This is a genomic window from Streptomyces anulatus (assembly GCF_014650675.1).
In the GTDB taxonomy this organism is placed as follows: Bacteria; Actinomycetota; Actinomycetes; order Streptomycetales; family Streptomycetaceae; genus Streptomyces; species Streptomyces anulatus.
This window is the reverse complement of record NZ_BMVK01000026.1, coordinates 21,908-40,471: the sequence shown is the minus strand read 5'-3', so window position 1 is coordinate 40,471 and position 18,564 is coordinate 21,908. Positions and strand designations below refer to the sequence as shown.

General features: G+C 67.6%; 13 protein-coding genes. 4 read left to right on the top strand and 9 right to left on the bottom strand.

Features of this window, described 5'->3' with window-relative positions; genetic code table 11:
* Nucleotides 1-30: 30 nt before the first annotated feature.
* Entirely contained in the window at nucleotides 31-771 is a 741-nt protein-coding gene (locus IE272_RS36480) for a metallophosphoesterase (protein WP_050361772.1), read from the bottom strand.
* 170 nt (nucleotides 772-941) lie between these two features.
* Here IE272_RS36480 and IE272_RS36475 point away from each other — a divergent pair, with 170 nt between their 5' ends.
* Nucleotides 942-1,559, top strand: coding sequence for a CGNR zinc finger domain-containing protein (locus IE272_RS36475; protein ID WP_190010001.1), 618 nt, complete (start codon nucleotides 942-944; stop codon nucleotides 1,557-1,559).
* Between the two features lie 657 nt (nucleotides 1,560-2,216).
* Here IE272_RS36475 and IE272_RS36470 read toward each other — a convergent pair.
* Both IE272_RS36470 and IE272_RS36465 read right to left on the bottom strand, forming a co-directional pair.
* Nucleotides 2,217-2,879, bottom strand: a complete 663-nt coding sequence (locus IE272_RS36470; protein WP_190009999.1) for a hypothetical protein — start codon at nucleotides 2,877-2,879, stop codon at nucleotides 2,217-2,219.
* 109 nt (nucleotides 2,880-2,988) lie between these two features.
* Nucleotides 2,989-3,354 carry a tetratricopeptide repeat protein gene (locus IE272_RS36465; protein WP_056705044.1) on the bottom strand — a complete coding sequence of 122 codons (366 nt, stop codon included), beginning with the start codon at nucleotides 3,352-3,354 and terminating at the stop codon, nucleotides 2,989-2,991.
* 147 nt (nucleotides 3,355-3,501) lie between these two features.
* On the opposite strand from IE272_RS36465, the gene IE272_RS36460 reads away from it, so the two are divergent.
* Nucleotides 3,502-4,467 (top strand): pirin family protein, encoded by a 966-nt coding sequence (locus IE272_RS36460; protein ID WP_190009997.1) that lies wholly within the window; start codon nucleotides 3,502-3,504, stop codon nucleotides 4,465-4,467.
* A 490-nt stretch (nucleotides 4,468-4,957) separates the two neighbouring features.
* Nucleotides 4,958-6,292 carry a YopA family protein gene (locus IE272_RS36455; protein ID WP_190009995.1) on the top strand — a complete coding sequence of 445 codons (1,335 nt, stop codon included), beginning with the start codon at nucleotides 4,958-4,960 and terminating at the stop codon, nucleotides 6,290-6,292.
* Nucleotides 6,293-6,795: 503 nt separating this feature from the next.
* Here the strand turns inward: IE272_RS36455 and IE272_RS36450 are convergent.
* The 5 genes from IE272_RS36450 to IE272_RS36430 form a co-directional block, all read right to left on the bottom strand.
* Nucleotides 6,796-9,270: a glycoside hydrolase family 3 protein gene (locus IE272_RS36450; RefSeq protein ID WP_050361766.1), complete on the bottom strand. Its 2,475-nt coding sequence runs from the start codon at nucleotides 9,268-9,270 to the stop codon at nucleotides 6,796-6,798.
* 455 nt (nucleotides 9,271-9,725) lie between these two features.
* A complete protein-coding gene (locus tag IE272_RS36445) occupies nucleotides 9,726-12,314 on the bottom strand; it encodes a family 78 glycoside hydrolase catalytic domain (protein ID WP_050361765.1) in 2,589 nt (862 codons plus the stop codon).
* A 44-nt stretch (nucleotides 12,315-12,358) separates the two neighbouring features.
* Nucleotides 12,359-13,261, bottom strand: a complete 903-nt coding sequence (locus IE272_RS36440; RefSeq protein ID WP_050361764.1) for a carbohydrate ABC transporter permease — start codon at nucleotides 13,259-13,261, stop codon at nucleotides 12,359-12,361.
* Nucleotides 13,262-13,266: 5 nt separating this feature from the next.
* Entirely contained in the window at nucleotides 13,267-14,151 is an 885-nt protein-coding gene (locus IE272_RS36435) for a carbohydrate ABC transporter permease (protein WP_050361763.1), read from the bottom strand.
* Nucleotides 14,152-14,243: 92 nt separating this feature from the next.
* Complete coding sequence (locus IE272_RS36430) at nucleotides 14,244-15,554, bottom strand: ABC transporter substrate-binding protein (RefSeq protein WP_078961426.1); 1,311 nt, start codon at nucleotides 15,552-15,554, stop codon at nucleotides 14,244-14,246.
* Nucleotides 15,555-15,838: 284 nt separating this feature from the next.
* Here IE272_RS36430 and IE272_RS36425 point away from each other — a divergent pair, with 284 nt between their 5' ends.
* Nucleotides 15,839-16,852 (top strand): LacI family DNA-binding transcriptional regulator, encoded by a 1,014-nt coding sequence (locus IE272_RS36425; RefSeq protein ID WP_190009994.1) that lies wholly within the window; start codon nucleotides 15,839-15,841, stop codon nucleotides 16,850-16,852.
* A gap of 356 nt (nucleotides 16,853-17,208) precedes the next feature.
* Here IE272_RS36425 and IE272_RS36420 read toward each other — a convergent pair whose 3' ends face one another.
* Nucleotides 17,209-18,438, bottom strand: a complete 1,230-nt coding sequence (locus tag IE272_RS36420; protein WP_190009992.1) for an MFS transporter — start codon at nucleotides 18,436-18,438, stop codon at nucleotides 17,209-17,211.
* Between the last annotated feature and the right edge of the window lie 126 nt (nucleotides 18,439-18,564).

Sequence of the window (18,564 nt, the reverse complement as noted above, 5' to 3'; positions counted from 1 at the left end):
GATGCCTCCGGGGCGTGCGCGCGCGGGGGATCAGAGGACGACGCGGTAGTGGGTGGTCAGGCGTCGGTCGTCGTCCAGGATGTGGAACGCGAGGCCGGGCGGCTGGTCCCGGTCCGCAGCCTGATCGCCTTCCCAGGGCATGCGCAGGGTCCAGGTGACGGCCGGTCCGACGACCAGCGGACGTGCGGCGAAGGTCGAGGCGGCCGCGGTGTGGGCGTGGCCCGTAAGGACGGCGGCGACCTGCGGGTGAGCTGTGATCAAGTCGGCCAGTTGTCCGGGCTCTTCGAGCATGCAGGAGTCGGGTAGGGGGTGATGGAGTTCGACCGGCGGCTGGTGGAAGGCGATCAGCGCCGGGGTGTCCTGCGGCAGTGCGGTCAGGGTGGTGTCGATCCAAGCGAGTGTTTGGGCGTCGAGGCGTCCCTCGTCGCGGCCAGGGATGGTGGAGTCGCACATCAGGATGGTGGTGCCGGCGATGTGGTGGGCCTGATTGATGGGGCCGTGTTCGGGTGCCTCTCCGAGCAGGACCTTGCGGTAGGCCAGTCGGGCGTCGTGGTTCCCGGGGCAGGTGAGCACTGGGTAGGGGGCGGTCAGGATCTGAGCTGCTTCCTCGTACTCGGCCTCCTCGCCGTGATCGGCGATGTCCCCTGTGACCAGGAGCGCGTCAACCGGGTGGGGCAGGGCTCGCAAGTAGTCCATGACGCGGGTGGCGCGCCGGGTTGCCCGCTCGCTGCCGTCCAGGTGCAGATCGCTGATGTGCGCAAGCAGCGTCATTTCGCAGTCTCCTCCAACGGCGGGCTCAGTCGCCGTCCTATGACGGGGAAGGTGTCCCCACCCACTCTGCCTAACGGAAGTTTTCGTTTTTCCGTTAGGAACCCTAGGGTGTGTGCAGGGATGTGATCAAGTGGTTGTCGACCGGGCACCGAGATGGAAGGGGATGTCTTGTGGAGCGCTGGCTGGCATTGGAACTGGTGAGCACGATTCGCCACGACGGAGACGGCGGCGTCGCCGATGACCTCGCCACGGTCCAGGGGACAACGCACTGGATCCAGGAACAGGGAGATCTACTGGCCGGCCACATTCCGGCGGGGGAACTCGCCGCGGATGAAAACCTCAGGCGCGCAATCATCGAGCTTCGGCAGGCAGTCCGGGCCCTGTTCGCCCGGGCGGTCAGTCCCACGCCCCCCAGCCCGCCGGACGCCCATCGCTTGATCACTGTCGACCAGGCGGTGGCCCACCTCAACACGGCTGCCGAGCAGGAACTGGTCGCCCCTCAGATGGACTGGCCCGTCGAAGGCGCCCCTACCACCCGACTGCTGTCTGCGGAGAACGATCCGTACGTTCGGCTTGTCGCGGCCCTGGCCCGAGCAGCCATCGACTTTCTCAGCGGCCCGCAGCGCACGCAGTTGCGATCCTGTACCGCGCCTCGCTGCGTGCGCTACTTCGTCAAGAGCCACGGACGGCAGGAGTGGTGCAAGCCGTCATGCGGAAACCGTGCGCGGGCGGCACGCCACTACAGGCGTCAGCGCACGGCAACCGATGGCGGTTCCGCTCCGTCGTAACCGGCCCTGAGGTCGCCCCGGTGACCGCGCCGGCACAGGCACCAGCCCGTCGGCACGGAGTGTTTCGTCTCGCCGCTTGCGTCGTGCCGTCGCTCTCGCGCTCCTCCTGCAGCCGCAGCAGGCCGGCCCGCTCCGGCATGCTCGTCCGGTCGTGGATGCCCTCGCAGATCGCGGCGTCCACCTCTTGCGGGTGGCCGAGGCGATCGCGTCGAAGGTGGAGAACGCAGGCAACTCCAGCCGGCCTCCACCACCTTCTCCAGCGCGATGTTGATCAAGTCCCCAGGCCGGTTCTTCGACGCCGCCTCCTTGCGGATCGACTCCCCGGCGATTCGCCGGGCCCGAGCCCGGTCATAGGCCACGCCAACGCTTCGATCGAGGTCACAACCACCCCAGGACCCGGACGACGACAACATCACCACCAACGACACTGAGCCGAACGGGTGACGGACCGGGCTCTTACGGATTGAAGATCATCCCATGGCTCCTTCTGGGCTCACCTCGGCGATACCCCGGCCACGGGGGCCGCCGGGCAGTGCGGTCGTCCAGGTGCCGGACATCGGGGTGTCGTGCGTCGGGCACCAAGGTGCGGGGATCAGACACAAAGGGGCAGGGGGCGGGCAGGGCGGGAAGGGGGGCGAGGTCATGGTGCGACGGAGGTCATGGTGCGGCGGAGGAGGCGTCGTGATCGCGCAGGCCGTCCTCCGTGAGGCGTGCCGCGTTGCCGACGATCCGTTCGAGGTCCTTCTGTACGTCGTGTTCCATGCTCCCGTGCGGTGCGTACGCGGACACCGTGAGCACGAGGTCGCCGTTCCACAGGAGCAGGGTGCGGCCGGGCCGGCCCTGGTCGTCGGCCGGTATCGCGTAGGCGGCGTCGTGGACCTTCTCGGGCCCGCGACCGTGCGCACGGTCGAGATCCTCCTTGACGCGGTACGCGTGACGGGCGGGTTCGGTGTCCTCGTACACCGAGGCCGTGGTGCTGAGCTTCCAGAACGTGCCGTCGGGGGCCTTGAGGTCCGCGAGGCAGCCGGTCTGCTGGAAGAGCGGCCGCGCACCGTTCTCGCCGATGTCCTCCCGGGCGTCGGAGGGGGCGGAGTCGGTGGTGCTGCCGAGGGTGAAGCCCTCGGCCGGGGCCGCGCCCGTGAGGAGATCGCACGGCCTGCTGGTCCAGCTGTGGGTTCCCGGCGGGCGAGCGGTCTGCTCCGCCGCCTTCCCGTCCTTTCCGCCGTCGCCGCCGGAGCAGCCCGCGGAGACCGCCACCGCCAGCCCGATGAGCGCGGCCGACCGCGCCCGGCGTAACGCGGCACTCCTGGATCCGTGCATCTCCCACCCCTTCGTCCTGGAGATCCCATTGTCCGACGCCCGTGTCGGCGGGTAAAGGAGACCGGGCCCGCACCGTGTGGCGCGGGCCCGGCCGGTGGGGCGGGGTGGCTCAGGAGCGGGTGGCTCCGGGGCCGAAGTCGCCGGTGAGGGCGGCGGCCATCCGCAGGTGCGGCGCCGCGTCGGCGGTCCGCCCCTGGCGCTCCAGCGTCCGGCCCAGCATCAGGTGCGCGTAACTCTCGACCGGGTCGAGCTCCAGGACGGCCCGGAGCTCCTTCTCCGCCTTCCCCAGCCGGGCGGAGTGGTAGTAGGAGCGGGCCAGCAGCAGGCGCACCGCGACCTGCGTCGGTGCTTCCTCGACGAGACCGCCCAGGATCCGCGCGGCCGTCAGGTACTCCTTGGCCTCGAAGAACATCTGCGCCCGGTCCCACCGGTCGGCGGCGGTGCCGAACTCGTAGTAGGTCTCGGTCTCGCTCACGTGTCCTCCTTCGTGTGGTGCGGGCCGACTCCGGACCGCCCCGCCGTACGTTCAGCCATGACAACACCGCACAATGGTTGAACATTCCACTAAAATTCTGGCGTGGGACCCGGTGCTCCACGCCCCTACGGGAATAGGTTGAGAGCTATGAGCAATCTCGATCGCCAGGCCGCGCCCTCCGTCTGCGGAGGGCGCGGCTTCGTCGTCGCCGAGCCCGTCCGTGAGCTTCTCGCCCCCCGCCGCGTCCAGCTCGGCGAGGGCACCGAGGTCCGCCGCCTGCTGCCCAATCTCGGCCGCCGCATGGTGGGCGCCTGGGCCTTCGTCGACCACTACGGACCCGACGACATCGCCGACGAGCCCGGAATGCAGGTCCCGCCGCACCCCCACATGGGTCTCCAGACCGTCAGCTGGCTCCACGACGGGGAAGTTCTCCACCGGGACAGCCTCGGCAGCCTGCAGACGGTACGCCCGCGCGAACTGGGACTGATGACCTCGGGCCACGCCATCAGCCACTCCGAGGAGAGCCCGAAGGAGCATGCCCGGCTGCTGCACGGGGCGCAGCTCTGGGTGGCCCTCCCGGAGGCGCACCGCTCCATCGAGCCGCACTTCCAGCACCACACGGACCTGCCCGTCGTCACCGCCCCCGGTGTGACCGCCACCGTCATCCTGGGCGAACTGGACGGTGCGGCCTCGCCCGGCACGTCCTACACCCCGATCGTCGGCGCCGACGTGACTCTGGCCGGTGGTGTCGAGGCCCGCCTGCCCCTGGACCCCGACTTCGAGTACGCGGTCCTGTCCATGTCGGGCGAGGCCGAGGTCGACGGCGTCCGCGTGCTTCCCGGCTCGATGCTCTACCTCGGTTGCGGCCGCACCGAACTGCCTCTGCGCGGCGTCTCCGACGCCGGGCTGATGCTCCTGGGTGGCGAGCCGTTCGAGGAGGAACTCGTCATGTTCTGGAACTTCATCGCCCGATCCGGTGAGGAGATCGTACAGGCGCGAAACGACTGGGAGAAGGGCTCGCGGTTCGGCGAGGTGCGGGGCTACGACGGCGCCCGCCTGCCCGCCCCGGAACTGCCCACGACCCCGCTGAAGCCACGTGGGCGAGTGCGCTGACCTGCGGAAACCTATAGACGGGTCTGGTCGTGCTTCCACTGGCGACCGCCATGCTGGGCCCCGTTCCGCCCTCCGTCCTGGGGCAGGGTGCTCGGGGGTCTATTGGGTGTGAGAGGAGGCGCGTCGAGTCTCGTGTTTGAGCTTGTGTGTCAGGGTCCAATCGGATCGATGCTGACCTCTTGCTGACTTTCCTGATTGCCTGTCAGCTGGTGGCAGCCGTATGCCGGAAACCGGTCCAGGACGGATCCGCTGAAGCGTGACTGGGTGCCGCAGAGCCCGGGCGCGAACTCGTCCGGCCGACTTCCGAGCCACCCTCGCCGAAGCCGGAAAGTCCCGCATCGGCTGGCTCCGGCGGGTGCTCACGGAAGAGTTCCGGAAGTCGCCCAGCCAACTTCCAGGCCGCCTCTCAGCAAGCCAGGTCAGGTGTCACTCAACTGTGCAGCAGTCCCCCGCGCGGCCAATGTCGGTGGCAACGTCTAGGGTGCGGCACATGTCTGCTTCGTCAACTGAACTCAAGGCTGAGGAGCCCCTGGCGCCGTTGTACCCCTTCAATGCGCCAGGGGAGCCGATCACCCTCTACGACGGACCTATTGGCGCGGCCGGGGCTGAGGTGCCCGGGGTTGTCCAGTACGACTGCTCCCCGAAGCCCCGGATCTCTTGGCGGTTGCGTACCGAAGACTATGACCCCACGTTAAAGGACAGGACTGAGCTGAGTCTGCTCAACCACGGCATCGAACTGCCGGTGTCTGCCAGAGACGCTGTGAGCGGCTGGTCCAACGGCACTTCTTACGGAGACCCCACCGCCCCGCTCGACCGTGTTGTTGCCCACTGGTTCAATCTGCCCCGATGGCGTGGATCAGCCCACCTCGAGGCTCATGCTGCTGATGGGACGCCGCGATTGGTATCGGGCGGCCGCAGTGTGTATGAGGCGGACGGGTGGAGGATCACGCTCGACGTCCGCTCTGATCACAAGGCCGTCTTCTCTGATGTGCGCCAGGCCGACGTCTACGTCATGACTCATGTGATGGAGCTGCGTCGGTTGGACGGAGCCACGTTCACGGCCGCCGAGGCCGCCCCGGTTCTCAGTGCGTTGCACGTCGGACTGTCCTTCGCGCTCGGCCGGTGGGTCGCTCCCGCCCTGCCTGTCGGCCTGAACGACCAGGAGCATACGGTGTGGGGCCAGTGGGGCCCGATGCTCTGCGACCCGGCACGCCGCATCAGCTCCGGCTGGTGGTACCCCGAAGACCAGAAGTCCTTGGCAGGTCTGCTGGCCTGCCTTCTGCCTACCTTCCGCGATTCCGGCAAGGGGCAGGCGCTTCGCCTGCAGATGCAGTATGCGATCACTGCCATAGTCGATCTAGGGTTCGTCGAGCAGCGGATCATGAGCGGAGCTGCCGGACTGGAGCATGTGATGTGGCAGGAACTCGTGCTCAGCGGGCGGCTCACGGAAGCCGAGTACACATCCCGCGCACGGCCGGCTCATGACAAACTGCGTATGGTCCTGACGGAGTCCGGGGTCGATCTGAGGGTGCGCGCAGACCGTCTGCCGGCAGCCGCTGCCTATGCGGCCAGACAGCGAGTAGACGGCACTAGGCTGGCGGACGGCGCCGACGTCGTCACCCGAGTCCGTAACCGTCTCGTTCATCCCAAGGAGACACAAGAGCCCGTCTACGGGGTGAAAGGACTGGTCACCGACACCTGGCTGCTGACCCGCCACTTCCTCGCGCTGCTGGTACTCCGCTCGATCGGCTACCGAGGCTCCTACCAGGACCTCTCCAGGACAAACAGGTGGGTCGGTGAGACCGAGCCCGTCCCATGGGCGTGAGGTCGAGCAAGCCTTCAGGAGCCGACAGCGCCTTTTCCGCGCTTGGAGGCCCCTGCGGTCGTACGAGGTGCTGGGCGACATCGTTGCGGCTGATGCCCTGCGAAGTCGCAGCCTCGCGGATCGTGCGCTACCGCATCCTCTATTGCTGACGGCGGCGTCCGAGTCCTGATTCGGTGACCGGAGGCCGACCGCCCTGCGGCGATGCGCGACGCCGGGAGGACGTCGACTCGCGGGACACTAAGATCGAGCAGCCCAGGGCCGATGTGATCGAGTTGCGGGAGCGGGTCGCTGCGAGGGACAGGACGATCGTCGACCTGGAGGACCTCAGACAAGGGCGGTGTCCTGGCTGCCCAGCACGACGCCTGGGCGAGACGTGCAGGCCGCGGCGCTGCCCCCGTGGCCGTCGCGAGCGACGCTCCACGGGGGCTGATAGGACCGCAGACGAAGTGATGGTCTGTCGGCTCGTATCGGCTTCTGCTGCCTGCCCGTTACTCTCTCACCGATCAGCCGATGGTGAGGTTCCTCTGCGCGGTGATGGCTCGGGAGTTGCGCGCCGTGGCGAAGGTGTAGAGGCCGGGGACCAGGGACCACGTTCCGGACGTCCAGACGGTGAGGTCGTCGGTGGGGATGGTGAAGGTGAGACGCCGGCTGGCTCCGGGTGCGAGATTCGTCTTACGGAAAGCGACGAGCCGGCGCGGCTCGGCGGCCGCGGCCGTGGGGAGGGTGGCGTAGACCTGGACGACCTCGGTGCCTGGGCGGTTACCGCTGTTGGTGACGGTGACGGAGAGGGTCACGGTCCTGCTGGCGGCACTGTAGGAGGCTTCGGGGGAGCCGTGGGCGAAGGTCGTGTAGGAGAGGCCGTGCCCGAAGGGGAACTGGGGTTGCTGCCCCTTGGTGTCGTAGTAGCGGTAGCCGATGGCGATTCCCTCGTCGTAGGAGACGGTGCCGTTCTTGCCCGGGTACGTCGCCGTCGTTGTGCCGGGGCCTTGAGAGGCGTCGGTGGGGAAGGTGATGGGCAGCCTGCCCGAGGGGTCGCTGTCGCCGAACAGGACGGCCGCGAGGGCGGTGCCCATGCCGCGGCCTCCGTACCAGGTCTGGATGACGGCCTCGACGTCGTTCAGCCAGGGCATCGCGACGGGGCCGTCCGTGTTCAGGACGACGATGGTGCGGGAGTTCGCGGCGGCGACGGCGGTGATGAGCTGGTTCTGGTCCCCGGGGAGGGTGAGCTGTTCGTGGTCCATGGCTTCGCCGGCGATGCGGTTGACGAAGACGACGGCGGCCCCGGCCTTGGTGGCGGCCTGGACGGCGGCCGGTATCAGGGAGCCGGGCTGCCAGCCGAGGGTGAGGCCGCTGGTGCCGGGGTCGGCGGTGGCGTTGCTGTAGGTGAGTTCGACGGACACGGTTCTGCCCGCGGCCAGGTCGATGGTGCCCTGGAGGGGATAGTCGTACGTGCCGAGGAAGAAGCGCCGTGTGCCACGGGATCCGGTGACTACGGTGACGCCGTTGATCTTCAAGGTGGCGGTGCCCGCGGCCAGGAGGGAGAAGCGGTGCAGGCCGCTGTGCGTCGGGGTCAGCGTGCCTGACCAGGTCGCGGACCAGACTGCGGGAAGGGTGTCGACCGGAGTGCTGGTGAAGTCGATGACGCTGTCGGTGCGGGTGGCGACCGGTGTGCCGGTGGGCTCGGGGGAGGCGTAGTAGCGGCCGGTGAGGCCGGGGGCCTTACCGGTGGTGCGCAGCACGCTGGAGGGAACGGTGCTGAGGGGGACGTCGCCGGTGGTGCCTTGGGCGTGGGTGACGGTGATGCCGCTGCCGGCGCGGGTCTTGATGGCCTGTAGGGGAGTGGTCCAGGTGCCGGGGTCGACGTAGGTGGAGCCGGCGACGCCGGTGAGCGCATCAGTTCCGGCGGGCCCGATGACGGCGAGCGACCTGAGCCTGGTGGGCAGAGGCAGGGCTGAGGAACGGTTGGCCAGCAGCACGGTGGAGGCGAGGGCTGCTTCGTGGGCGAGGCTCTTGTGTTCGGCGGTGCTGACGTCTTGAGCCGGCGCCGGGACCGGGTTGTCCACGAGGCCGTTGGCGAACATGGTGACGAGGATGCGGCGTGCGGCATCGTCGAGCCGTGCGGTGGACACGTTGCGAGCGACCTCACCGGGTACGAGCTTGACGCCGCCGGGGCCGAGCCCCGCGAGGTCCATGCCCGCCTTGGCGGCGGCTACCTGGTCGTCGCCGGCCCAGAAGTCAGGGACGGTGTAACCCTGAAGGCCGAGGCGGGACTTGACGTCGTTGAAGAGGGTGGGGCTCTGGGTGGCGAAGGTCCCGTTGATCTTGGGATAGGCCATCATGACCGAGGTGGTGGGCGCGGCGGCGATGACTCGGCGGAAGGGCGCTTGGTAGATCTCGTGCATCGCGCGGTCGGACACCAGGGTGTCGCTGAAGAAGCGGTTCACTTCCTGGGTGTAGGCCGCGAAGTGCTTGACCGTGGCCGTGACCTGACGGCTCTGCATGCCGGTGGTGAGGGCGGCGCCGAGGCGGCCCGCGAGGAACGGGTCTTCTCCCAGGCTCTCGGCCTGGCGCCCGAAGTGCCAGGTCCGCGTCAGATCGATGGTCGGCCCGAGGAGGCTGTTGTACCCCTTGGCGCGTCCCTCGGTGCCGATGGCGACCCCGATACGGCGCGTCAGGTCCTCGTCGAAGGTGGCGGCCTGGGCGAGGGGGACCGGGAACGCGGTGACGTTCTGTTCGCCACGCAGCCCGGCGGAGGCGTCGACCATGGTGAGGGCGGGGATACCGAGGTGGCTGAGGGCGGCGAAGTCGCACCGGATGAGGGCGTCCTTGTCGGCAGCGGACATCCGGGCGAGAAGAGCGTCGGCGCGGTCGAAGGCGCGGGGATCGGTCGCGGCGATGGCCTGACCGTTGGCGGTGGGGACCATGCTGACGGCGAGTGCGGTGGCGATGGCGGAGGACAGGAAGGTGCGTCGGTTCACGGCGGCTCTCCGAGGAGTGGGGCGGCGGGGTGGGGACCCGTCGACGTCGGTGTTGCCATCCGGCGGATAATTCGCCGGTCAGGATTTATCCGAATTACTGTCCTGGGCGGGTTTGTGCGTCCCGCGACCCTTACCGAGGACTTTTCAAGGGCTCGACGGTTGAGCGCCTTGTGTGATTCGGAAAGCTATGGCTCTCAGTGTTTCTGGTCAACCCCTCAGGCATCGTGAATTCGCTGAGCCGTCCCTGATCTGCGCGGATGCTCAAAATTTCGGCAGGGTGAGGAATTTCTCAACTGCTTGGCTGACGCTTTAGTGAAGCATCCATACGAAATTCAGATGACGGCCATCCGCCTCATGGATACAGGTGACCTTTTCAAGGTATGCAAATGCCCGGCGTGAAAGGTGGAGTCATGCCGGGCACGAGCGAGGGTACCTGGAACTTTTGCGGCGCCTACTCAGTCGCTTCTGCTATTTCCTTGCGGAAATATGTGCATGCCGGGGCCGAGAGTTTGGGCTGCGTAGCCCGGCAGCTCGGCGAGTGCTGTGCAGTTCGGGGGCACGGTGATCTGGGCCTTGATGCCGGTCGGAGTGGTTTGCCAGGAGATCGCGGCGGTTCCATGGGGCGTCTCATGGCGGGTGCGGGCCCACGTGATGCCGCCGCCGGGGCGGGGTCGGAAGGCAAGTGTGGCAGCGCCCGGCGCTGTGACCTCGATGCCTCCGACGACTCGGTGGAGCCAGTCGGCGACCGCACCGAGAGCGTAGTGATTGAAGGAAGTCATGCCGCCTGGGTTGAGGGTTCCGTCCGGGCGGAGACTGTCCCAGCGTTCCCAGATGGTGGTGGCGCCCATGGTGACGGGGTAGAGCCACGACGGGCATTCGGTCTGCAGAAGCAGACGGTAGGCGCTGTCGAGGTGGCCGGTACCCGTCAGTGCGTCGCAGATGAGAGGGGTCCCGACAAAGCCTGTGGCGATACGCGCGTCGTCCTGGCGGACGAGTTCGGCAAGACGGTCGCCTGCCACCAGACGCTGTGGGGTCTCAAGAAGGTTGAACACGATGGCGAGGGCGTACGCGGTGGGGCTGTCGCTCGACAGGCGGCCGTCGGGTTGGGCGTAGCGTCGTCGGAACGCCGTGGTGACTTCGTCGGCGAGTGTGTCGTACCGATCTGTTTCGCCTGTACGGCCCAGCGCTTGGGCGGCACGGGCGAGGTGCCGGGTGGAGTGGGCGAAGTAGGCGGTGGCGACGAGGTGGCGGTCGGTGCGGCCGGCGGCGGGGTCATCCGGTGGGGCGGCCGGGTCGAGCCAGTCCCCTAGTTGGAACCCGGTATCCCAGAGTCGCTCGGGGCCGGCGAGCTTCTCGACGAGGTCGACCCACGCCTTGGCCATGGGGTAGTGACGCCGTAGAAGTTCGAGATCACCGAAGCGCTGGTACAGGGCCCAGGGGGTGAGGGTGGCGACGTCTCCCCAGGCGGCTCCCGGTTGGATCGGGGTCCACATCGGATTGCCGGGGATGACCGGCACGTACCAGGGGATGGTGCCGTCCGGGAGCTGTTCCTTGCCCACGTCGGTGAGCCAGGAGTTGAGCATGCCGGCGCAGTCGTAGAGGAAGCTTGCGGTGGGGGTGAAGACCTGGATGTCTCCGGTCCAGCCAAGGCGCTCATCGCGCTGTGGGCAGTCGGTCGGGATGTCGACGAAGTTGCCTCGCATGCTCCACAGGACGTTCTCGTGGAGGCGGTTGACCAGGGGATCGCTGCACTCGAACCAGCCCGTGCGGCGCATGTCCGTGTGGTGGACGCGCGCGGTCACGGCATGCGGGGCGAGTTCGCCGGGCCAGCCGCTTATCTCGGCATAGCGAAATCCGTGGAGGGTGAAGCGAGGTTCCCACGTGTAGGGACCGTTGCCGGGCAGGACGAGGGTGTCGGTGGAGTGTGCTTCGCGCAGGGGGAGGGTGGCGAGTTCTCCGTTCTGGAGGACCTCTGCGTGCCGGAAGGTGAGGGTGGCGCCGGCCGGTCCCTCCGCGGTGATCCGTAGACGTCCCACGAGGTTCTGCCCGAAGTCGAGCAGGTGCCGGCCGTCGGAGGTGCGGGTGACGGACACAGGAGCGATTTCCTGGGTGCACCGGACCGGGGGGCCTTCGGGCGCGACCAGTGTCCTGGGGTCTCGGCTTCCGACGCGTACGGGTGTCCAGCTGTCCTGGGGCGCGCTGGGGGTGGCCCAGTGCGGGTCGTCCAGCCGGGCATCGAACGTTTCGCCTTCGTAGAGGCCGCTGGTCAGGATGGGGCCGAAGGCGGCGTGCCAGGTGTGGTCGGTGGCGACCACCGTGGTGGTTCCGTCGGTGTAGGTGATCTCGAGTTGGGCTATGAGGGACTGGTCGGTGCCGTAGATGTTGCGTGTGCCGCCGTCGAAGCCGTATTTGCCGCGGTACCAGCCGTCCGCGAGCCAGGCGCCGATGGTGTTGGTGCCGCAGGTGAGGAGGGGGGTGACGTCGTAGGTGCGGTAGCGCAGACGATGTTGATAGACGGTCCAGCCGGGTGCCAGGGTTTCGTCACCGACTCGGGTCCCGTTGATCTCCGCCTCGTACAGACCATGGGCGGTGATGTAGAGCCGGGCGCGTTCGACCGGCTTGTCGTCCGCTCGGAAGTGCTTACGGACGCGGGCCGGGCGGCGTTCGGCTGCAGGGTCCTCCTGCCAGGCGGCACCGACGGGGAGGGCGGTCCAGTCACCCGGCTCGAACAGGCCGGCCTCGACGACAGCGGCCCGACTCCACGGCGAGGGAGCGCCGCCTCCCGTCGACCAGGTGCGCACGCGCACGGCGACGCGCTCGCGTGAGCTGAGCGGTTCGTCGGGCCAAGGTACGAGCAGGTGGTCGGATGCGGTGATACGGCCCGTGCAGTGGAGTCGGTCGTCTCGGCGAAGCTCGACTTCGTAGGCGTGCTGATCTCCGGCTTCGGGCGCGGAGGTCCAGGACAGGCGGGGCGAGCTGATGCCGATGCCGAGGCCGTCCGGCAGATGCTCGAAGCGCACCGGGGAAGGCTGGAGGGACTGCAAGGAAGGGACCTTTCGTGTGCTCGGGAGTGAGGAGAAGGAGTGATTCAGCCCTTGACCGCTCCTGAAGTGAGGCCCTTCATGACCTTCTGGTTGAGGAAGAGGTAGATCACGAGGGTGCCGAAAACGTTGATGCAGATGGCCGCGAACAGCGGGCCGTACTGGGTGGCGCCGAAGTCGCCGGTGAAGTTCAGCAGGCCGACCTGGATGGTGCGCAGATCCTGGCTGTTGGTGAAGGTGAGAGCGATGAGGAGGTCGTTCCAGATGAAGAAGAACTGCACCAGCCCGACCGTGAGCAGTGCGTTGCGGACCATCGGCACGCTGATGGTCCAAAAGGCACGCAGGATCCCGGCCCCGTCGAGAGTCGCCGCTTCGAACAGCTCTCGGGGCACGGTTCGGTAATAGGTGGCCATCATGAATACGGTCAACGGGAGGCCCGTGCCCGTGTAGGTGAGGATGAGCGGCCACAGGGTCCCGGAGAGACCGGCCTGGAAATAGACAGTGAACAGGGGAAGCAGAATCATCTGCGGCGGAACCATCATTCCTGCGAGAAAGACCAGGAGGGTCAGGCTTCGGCCCTTCCAGACCATGATCTGCAAAGCGAATCCGGCCGCGGTGCCAAGAAGCAGGATGAGCGCCAGGGCGGGGACGACCGCCAGCAGACTGTTCTGGACATAGAGACCGATGTTCCCTGTGGTCCACGCTTCGGTGTAGTTGCCCCATTCCCAGGTGGTGGGAAGGCTCCAGGTGGAGTTGTTGAGGTAGTCGCTGTTGGACTTCAGCGAGGTGAGGAACATCCAGATCAGTGGGTAGACCTCGATGACCAGCAGGAAGGTTACGGCGATCTTGATCCAGAGACGGCCGCCCGCTTTGCGGACGGAGTTGCGGTTCTGGTGTCTGGTGCGCCTGTGTCCGGGCGAAGCGGGCTTGAGGGCGGTTTCGATGGCCATGACGTTCAGCCCTCCGTGATGTCGCGTCGCGAGACGCGGTAGACCGCCAGGCTCACCAGAAGGCAGACGACGGTGAGGAGCAGCGCGATGGTGCTGCCGTAGCCGTACTCGCTGTAGGTGAACGACGTCTGGAACATGTACAGGGTCAGCGGGGTGGTGCCGGTTCCGGGGCCGCCGTTGGTGAGGGCGACGACGGAGTCGAAGACTTTCAGGGTGCCGTTGATGCTGAAGATCAAGGAGGACATGAGGACCGGCAGGGAGAGCGGCAGGACGATATGGCGAATGAGGCGAAGGCCGGAAGCGCCGTCGAGGCGGGCTGATTCGAGGACCTCGTCGGGGATGTCGACGAGGCCGGCGAACAGGAGTACGGCGTAGAAGCCCATGGAGCGCCAGATGTCCATGCTGACCAGCACCCAGAAGGCGCTTCCCGCGCTGCCGAAGAAGTCGATGGACTCCAGGCCGAAGCTGTTGAGCAGGGAGTTGACGGGGCCGGTCTGGGGGGCGACCTGGAAGAACTTCTGGAAGAGCAGGCCGACGGCGACGGTGGGCAGGACGACCGGGAAGAAGACCAGGGTGCGGATGAGCGCGGACGCCTTCTTGAGGAAGAAGACGTAGAGCAGGGCCAGGAGGTAGCCGGCGATGACCTGGCCGACGGTGACGAGGACCGCGTACTTCACGGTGAACCAGAGGGCGTCGTGGACGGCTTGGTCGGAGAAGAGCCTGGTGAAGTTGGCCAGACCGTTGCCGGTGAAGCCGTCGATGGAGTTGCCCTTGGTGAAGGAGTACCCGAGCGACCACACCGTGGGGACGAGCATGATCAGGGTGTAGACGAGGAGTGCGGGACCGAGCAGGATCATGATCGCCCTGCGGTCACCGAGTACGCGGTGCATGAGTGGTGTCCACTTCGTTTCAGGTGGAGGGCCGGCCAGGCATCGGGGGGACGGCTCGCCCGCCGGGTGGCGAGCCGCCCGTCGGCCGGGCTCTACTTGCTCTTGAGTGCGCTCTGGACGGTCTCCATGAACTGCTTGGGGCTCACGCTGCCGGTGACGAGTCCGGCGGCGTTGGTCTGGCTGGCCGTGGTCGCCTTGGTGCTGAAGAACGCTTCGAACCACAGGACGTTCTGCTGGGAGGAGCTGATCGTCTTGCGTACGGTGGTCGTGACCTCGTTGGCGTCCTTGACCGGCGTGTTGACCTTGAAGCCGGAGATGGAGCCGTGGTCCTTGAGCGCGGTGCTGCCGTAGTTCTTGGCGATGCAGCGCACCCAGGCGTCGGTCTTCTTGTCGAAGTTCTTCGAGCCGAGGGTGACGGCCAGGCCAACGTTGGAGGGGTACTGGTCGGCGGAGCCGGCGCCGCCGGTGACGGCGGGGAAAGGCATGAAGCCGACGTTGTCGGCGCCGACCTTGTTCTGCTTGGGGTCAGAGATGTTGGCCAGGGCCCAGCTGCCCATGTAGAACATGGCGGACTTGCCGGTGAGGAACTGGTTCATCGCCGTGTCGTAGTCGATGGAGCCGACGCCCTTGCCGAAGTAGCCCTTCTTGCCGAGGGCAGCGATCTCCTCGGCGGCCTTGACGTACTCGGGCTCGGTCAGCTGGGCGAGGCCGGTGTTGACGTCGTCCAGAGCGCCGGGGCCAAGGCTCCGGTAGAGGTACCCGCTGATGAGGCGAGTGATCGGCCAGCCCTGCTGGCCGGAAGCGGCGAACGGCTGGACGCCCTTGTTGCTGAGCTTGTCCGAGGCCGCGATCAATTCGTCCCAGGTGCCGGGGACCTCGATCCCCTTCTCCTTGAAAATCTTCTTGTTGTAGAAGATTCCCTCGATGTTGTACTCGTAGGGCAGCGTCTGCACCTTGCCGTCGTACAGGGCCTTGATGGTGGAGACGGCAGCGGGCTCGAGATCGTCGAAGACGCCGAGCCGCTCAAGTTCGAGATCCAGGTTGGCCACCTTGCCGGACTCGGCCAGCTGCTTGGTGAGCGCGGGCGCATTGCCGGCGGCGAACTGGGCGGGCAGCGCGTCCTGGCCGGCGAGCAGCTGGAGCTTCTGGTCCAGACTCGCCTGAGGCACGGTTTCGACCTTCAGCGGCAGGGTGTCGTTCTCGGCCTTGCAGGAGCCCTTGGAAAGCTTCGTCAGTGCCGTTCTGGTGGTCGTGTTCTCGGTGACGCTGAGGTACTTGAACTCCTTGGGTGCCGCGGAGGTGCCACCGCCGCCGCAAGCGGAAGCGAGAAGGGCCAGAGAGGTTACTCCGGCCGAGAAGAGGGTCAGACGGGTACGGCGGGCGCGGATCATGCGATGGGGCACTGGTGACTCCCAGGGATCGTGAAGGAGAGGGGGCGCCGAGCAGGCGCAGGACGGCGGTGGGGGCGGCCGCTGAGAGAACGGAGTCGTGTAGAACGTTCTCCATTCGAGGTGGTCACACCATGACGCCATCTCTCTGGCGTCGTCAAGACACAGGCGCGTAACATCGGCTTTGCATGGCCCAATGACCCGGCCCTCCTGTGGCCGTGCGTGTAGATCGTTACACCAACTGTGAGGAAAACGAGGTACTTGTGGCTGCGGACAGCTCGCCCAGAGACACGAAACGGGTGACGATCACCGATGTCGCCCGTCATGCAGGCGTGTCCACCGCCGCCGTATCCAAGGTCATGCGCAACGCCTACGGCGTGAGCCCGGGCATGCAGGAGCGGGTCCGGGCCGCCATGGCCGAGTTGGAGTACCGCCCCCACGCGGCCGCCCGCGGCATGCGAGGACGTACGTACACGATCGGTGTCCTGCTCGACAACGTCCGCAACGCGTTCTTCGCCGACGTCCTCGACGGCATCCGCGAGGAGCTGAGCGACAGCGAGTACACGGTGCTGATCGGCGCGGCAGGGTTCGGTGCGGACGAGCAGTCCCGGACCATCCGTGCCATGGTGGACCGCCAGATGGACGGTCTGGTCCTGATCGCACCAGGAACCCCGCGTTCCGAAGTTCTGAGCATGGCGGCAACGACGCCTACCGTGGTCATCGGACACCACGACAGCTCTGACGTGCACGATTCCGTCATCGACGCGGACGATGTCGGGGCGGGGCTGGTCGTGGACCACCTTGTCGAACTCGGCCACCGTGACATCGCCCTCGTCTCGGCGCCCGGAAGCAAGAGCGGACGCTGGCAGCGACCTCCGGAGATCGCTCTGGCCGACGGATTCCTCCAGGCGATGGACCGGCATGGGCTGGCCGACCGCGCGCGGGTGCACCACTCCGCTTACTCCGACGACGGCGGCCACGCAGCCGGCCTCGCACTTCTGTCCGGTGCGCAGCGGCCCACCGCGATCCTGGCCGGAGCTGACGTAGCAGCCCTCGGCATCTATCGAGCCGCCGCCGACCTCGGTCTGTCGATCCCCGAGGACATCTCTCTCGTCGGTTACAACAACACTGCGATCGCCTCGCTCGCCCCGGTCCAGCTGACCAGCGTCGACCAGGCAGGACATACCATGGGCCTGGCCGCCGCGCGGATGCTGATCGAGCGGGTGGAAGGCCGACGCGATCGGGCCATGCGGACCACGATGACCCCACGGCTGGTGGTGCGGCGCAGTACAGCGGCACCGAGTCTCCCGTAGGAGCAGTACCCAAGAGGCCGCCGCCCCCTGCCCGGCCTCGCACCGGCTCGGACCTCGCCGGCCACACGTGCCGTCAGGGGCTCGGGGAGGTTCCGCGCCAGGCGCCAACGCGGGCCTTTCCCGTAGCCGTTGAGCCGCTGCGGTGCTCCGGTCAGCCAGTGCGGTGCGGCCGGTGACGCCCGCGCTGTACAGGGGGCCGGCAGACGTCCCGCGGACATGCCTGGGGGCCGCCTGCTCACCGAGCAGACGGCCCAAGGAACGGCTCACGTCGATGTTCACGGGGTGCTGACGACCGGCGTGGACGTACGGTGCCATGCCCGGCGCCTGTCGACATCGCTGTTGGCTGATGGCATCGCTTACCGGTCGCCCGTCGTCACTTCTGCGTCCGCGGAGTTCCGGCGTGCTGCCGGGAGGAGCAGGGCGGCGGTGATGGCGGTGGCGGCACCGAGAGCGGCGACGGCGACTGCGAGGCTGCCTACGGCGCCCTTGCCGGCCAACAGGACCAGGGGGCAGAGGAACTGACCGAGGAAGAAGGCGGCAGTCCAAAGGCCCATGCCGCGGCCGCGGTCGGCGAATCCGAGCCTGGACATGGCGCGGGTCACCAGCGACGGCAGAAGCATGCCGGTGCCCACGCAGTTGATGACGGCTCCGGTGATCAGCAGCGGGAGGCTGTCGGCCAGGCCCATGAGGAGGAAGCCGGAAGCGCACCAGGCGAACAGCGCGGGGAGCCGGAGACGTCGGTGCTGGGGCAGCCGGGCGAAGATGACGGAACCGAGGACGGTGGCGGCGCTGGCCACCGCGGTGACGACACCGATGGTGCTGGTGGAATCGATGCCGAGATCATCCAGGAGATAGGCCATCTCCACGGGGACCGTGTAGAAGACCACGGCGCCGAAGACCGTGAGAAGGCAGATCCCGGCCATGCGGCGCACCGGGAAGGGGTGCTGGACCGACCGGGTGGATGCCCCCTGTTCCTTCTGCGGGAGGGCAGGCTTCGGTAGGACGCGGGCCATCACCGGAGCGACGAGCAGACCCGCCGCGTACAGCCAGAACGGAGCACGCCAGTCAGCCGCTCCCAGTACTCCGCCGAGGACGAAGAAGACCGTGGCAGAAGCTGAGGCGCACATGGTCTGCAGGGCGAGGTAGCGGTCGCGTACCTCGCCGCTGTAGTAGTCGCCGATCAGAGTGGTGCAGGCGGTCATGATGGCCGCTTCGGTGACGCCGACCAGTACGCGGCTGACGACGATGGCGTGGAGCGACTCCAGCCAGAGAGGAGCGGTTCCGAACACCGCGTAGAGCGCCGTGGCGATGACGAGGAGCCGCTTACGCCCGAGCCGGTCGACGATGACGCCGGCGAACGGGGCGAGCAGGGCAAGCGCGAGCGCGGGGACGGTCAGGACGACAGGGACCAGGGCCGCGCTACCGGGGACGTGGTCGAAGTGCTCCTGTATGCGCGGCAGTACGGGGGCAAGGAGTACCGCCCCGAGGACGGGCAGGCAGCTGCCGGCCATGAGCACAGCGGCTGGAAGACGACCGACGGGTGCTGCGGCATGGTCGGATGACGGCGGGGCGAGGGACGCTGGCATGGCGGCACTCCAGAGCGCGCGAAGGGGAAGGGAGCTGCGCCTGGTCCTGCCGCCCGTCTGGCCGGGGCGGCGTGGAACGAGGGGCGGAGGTGCCCTCGACTATGCGTGCCGGTGAACGCGCTGCCC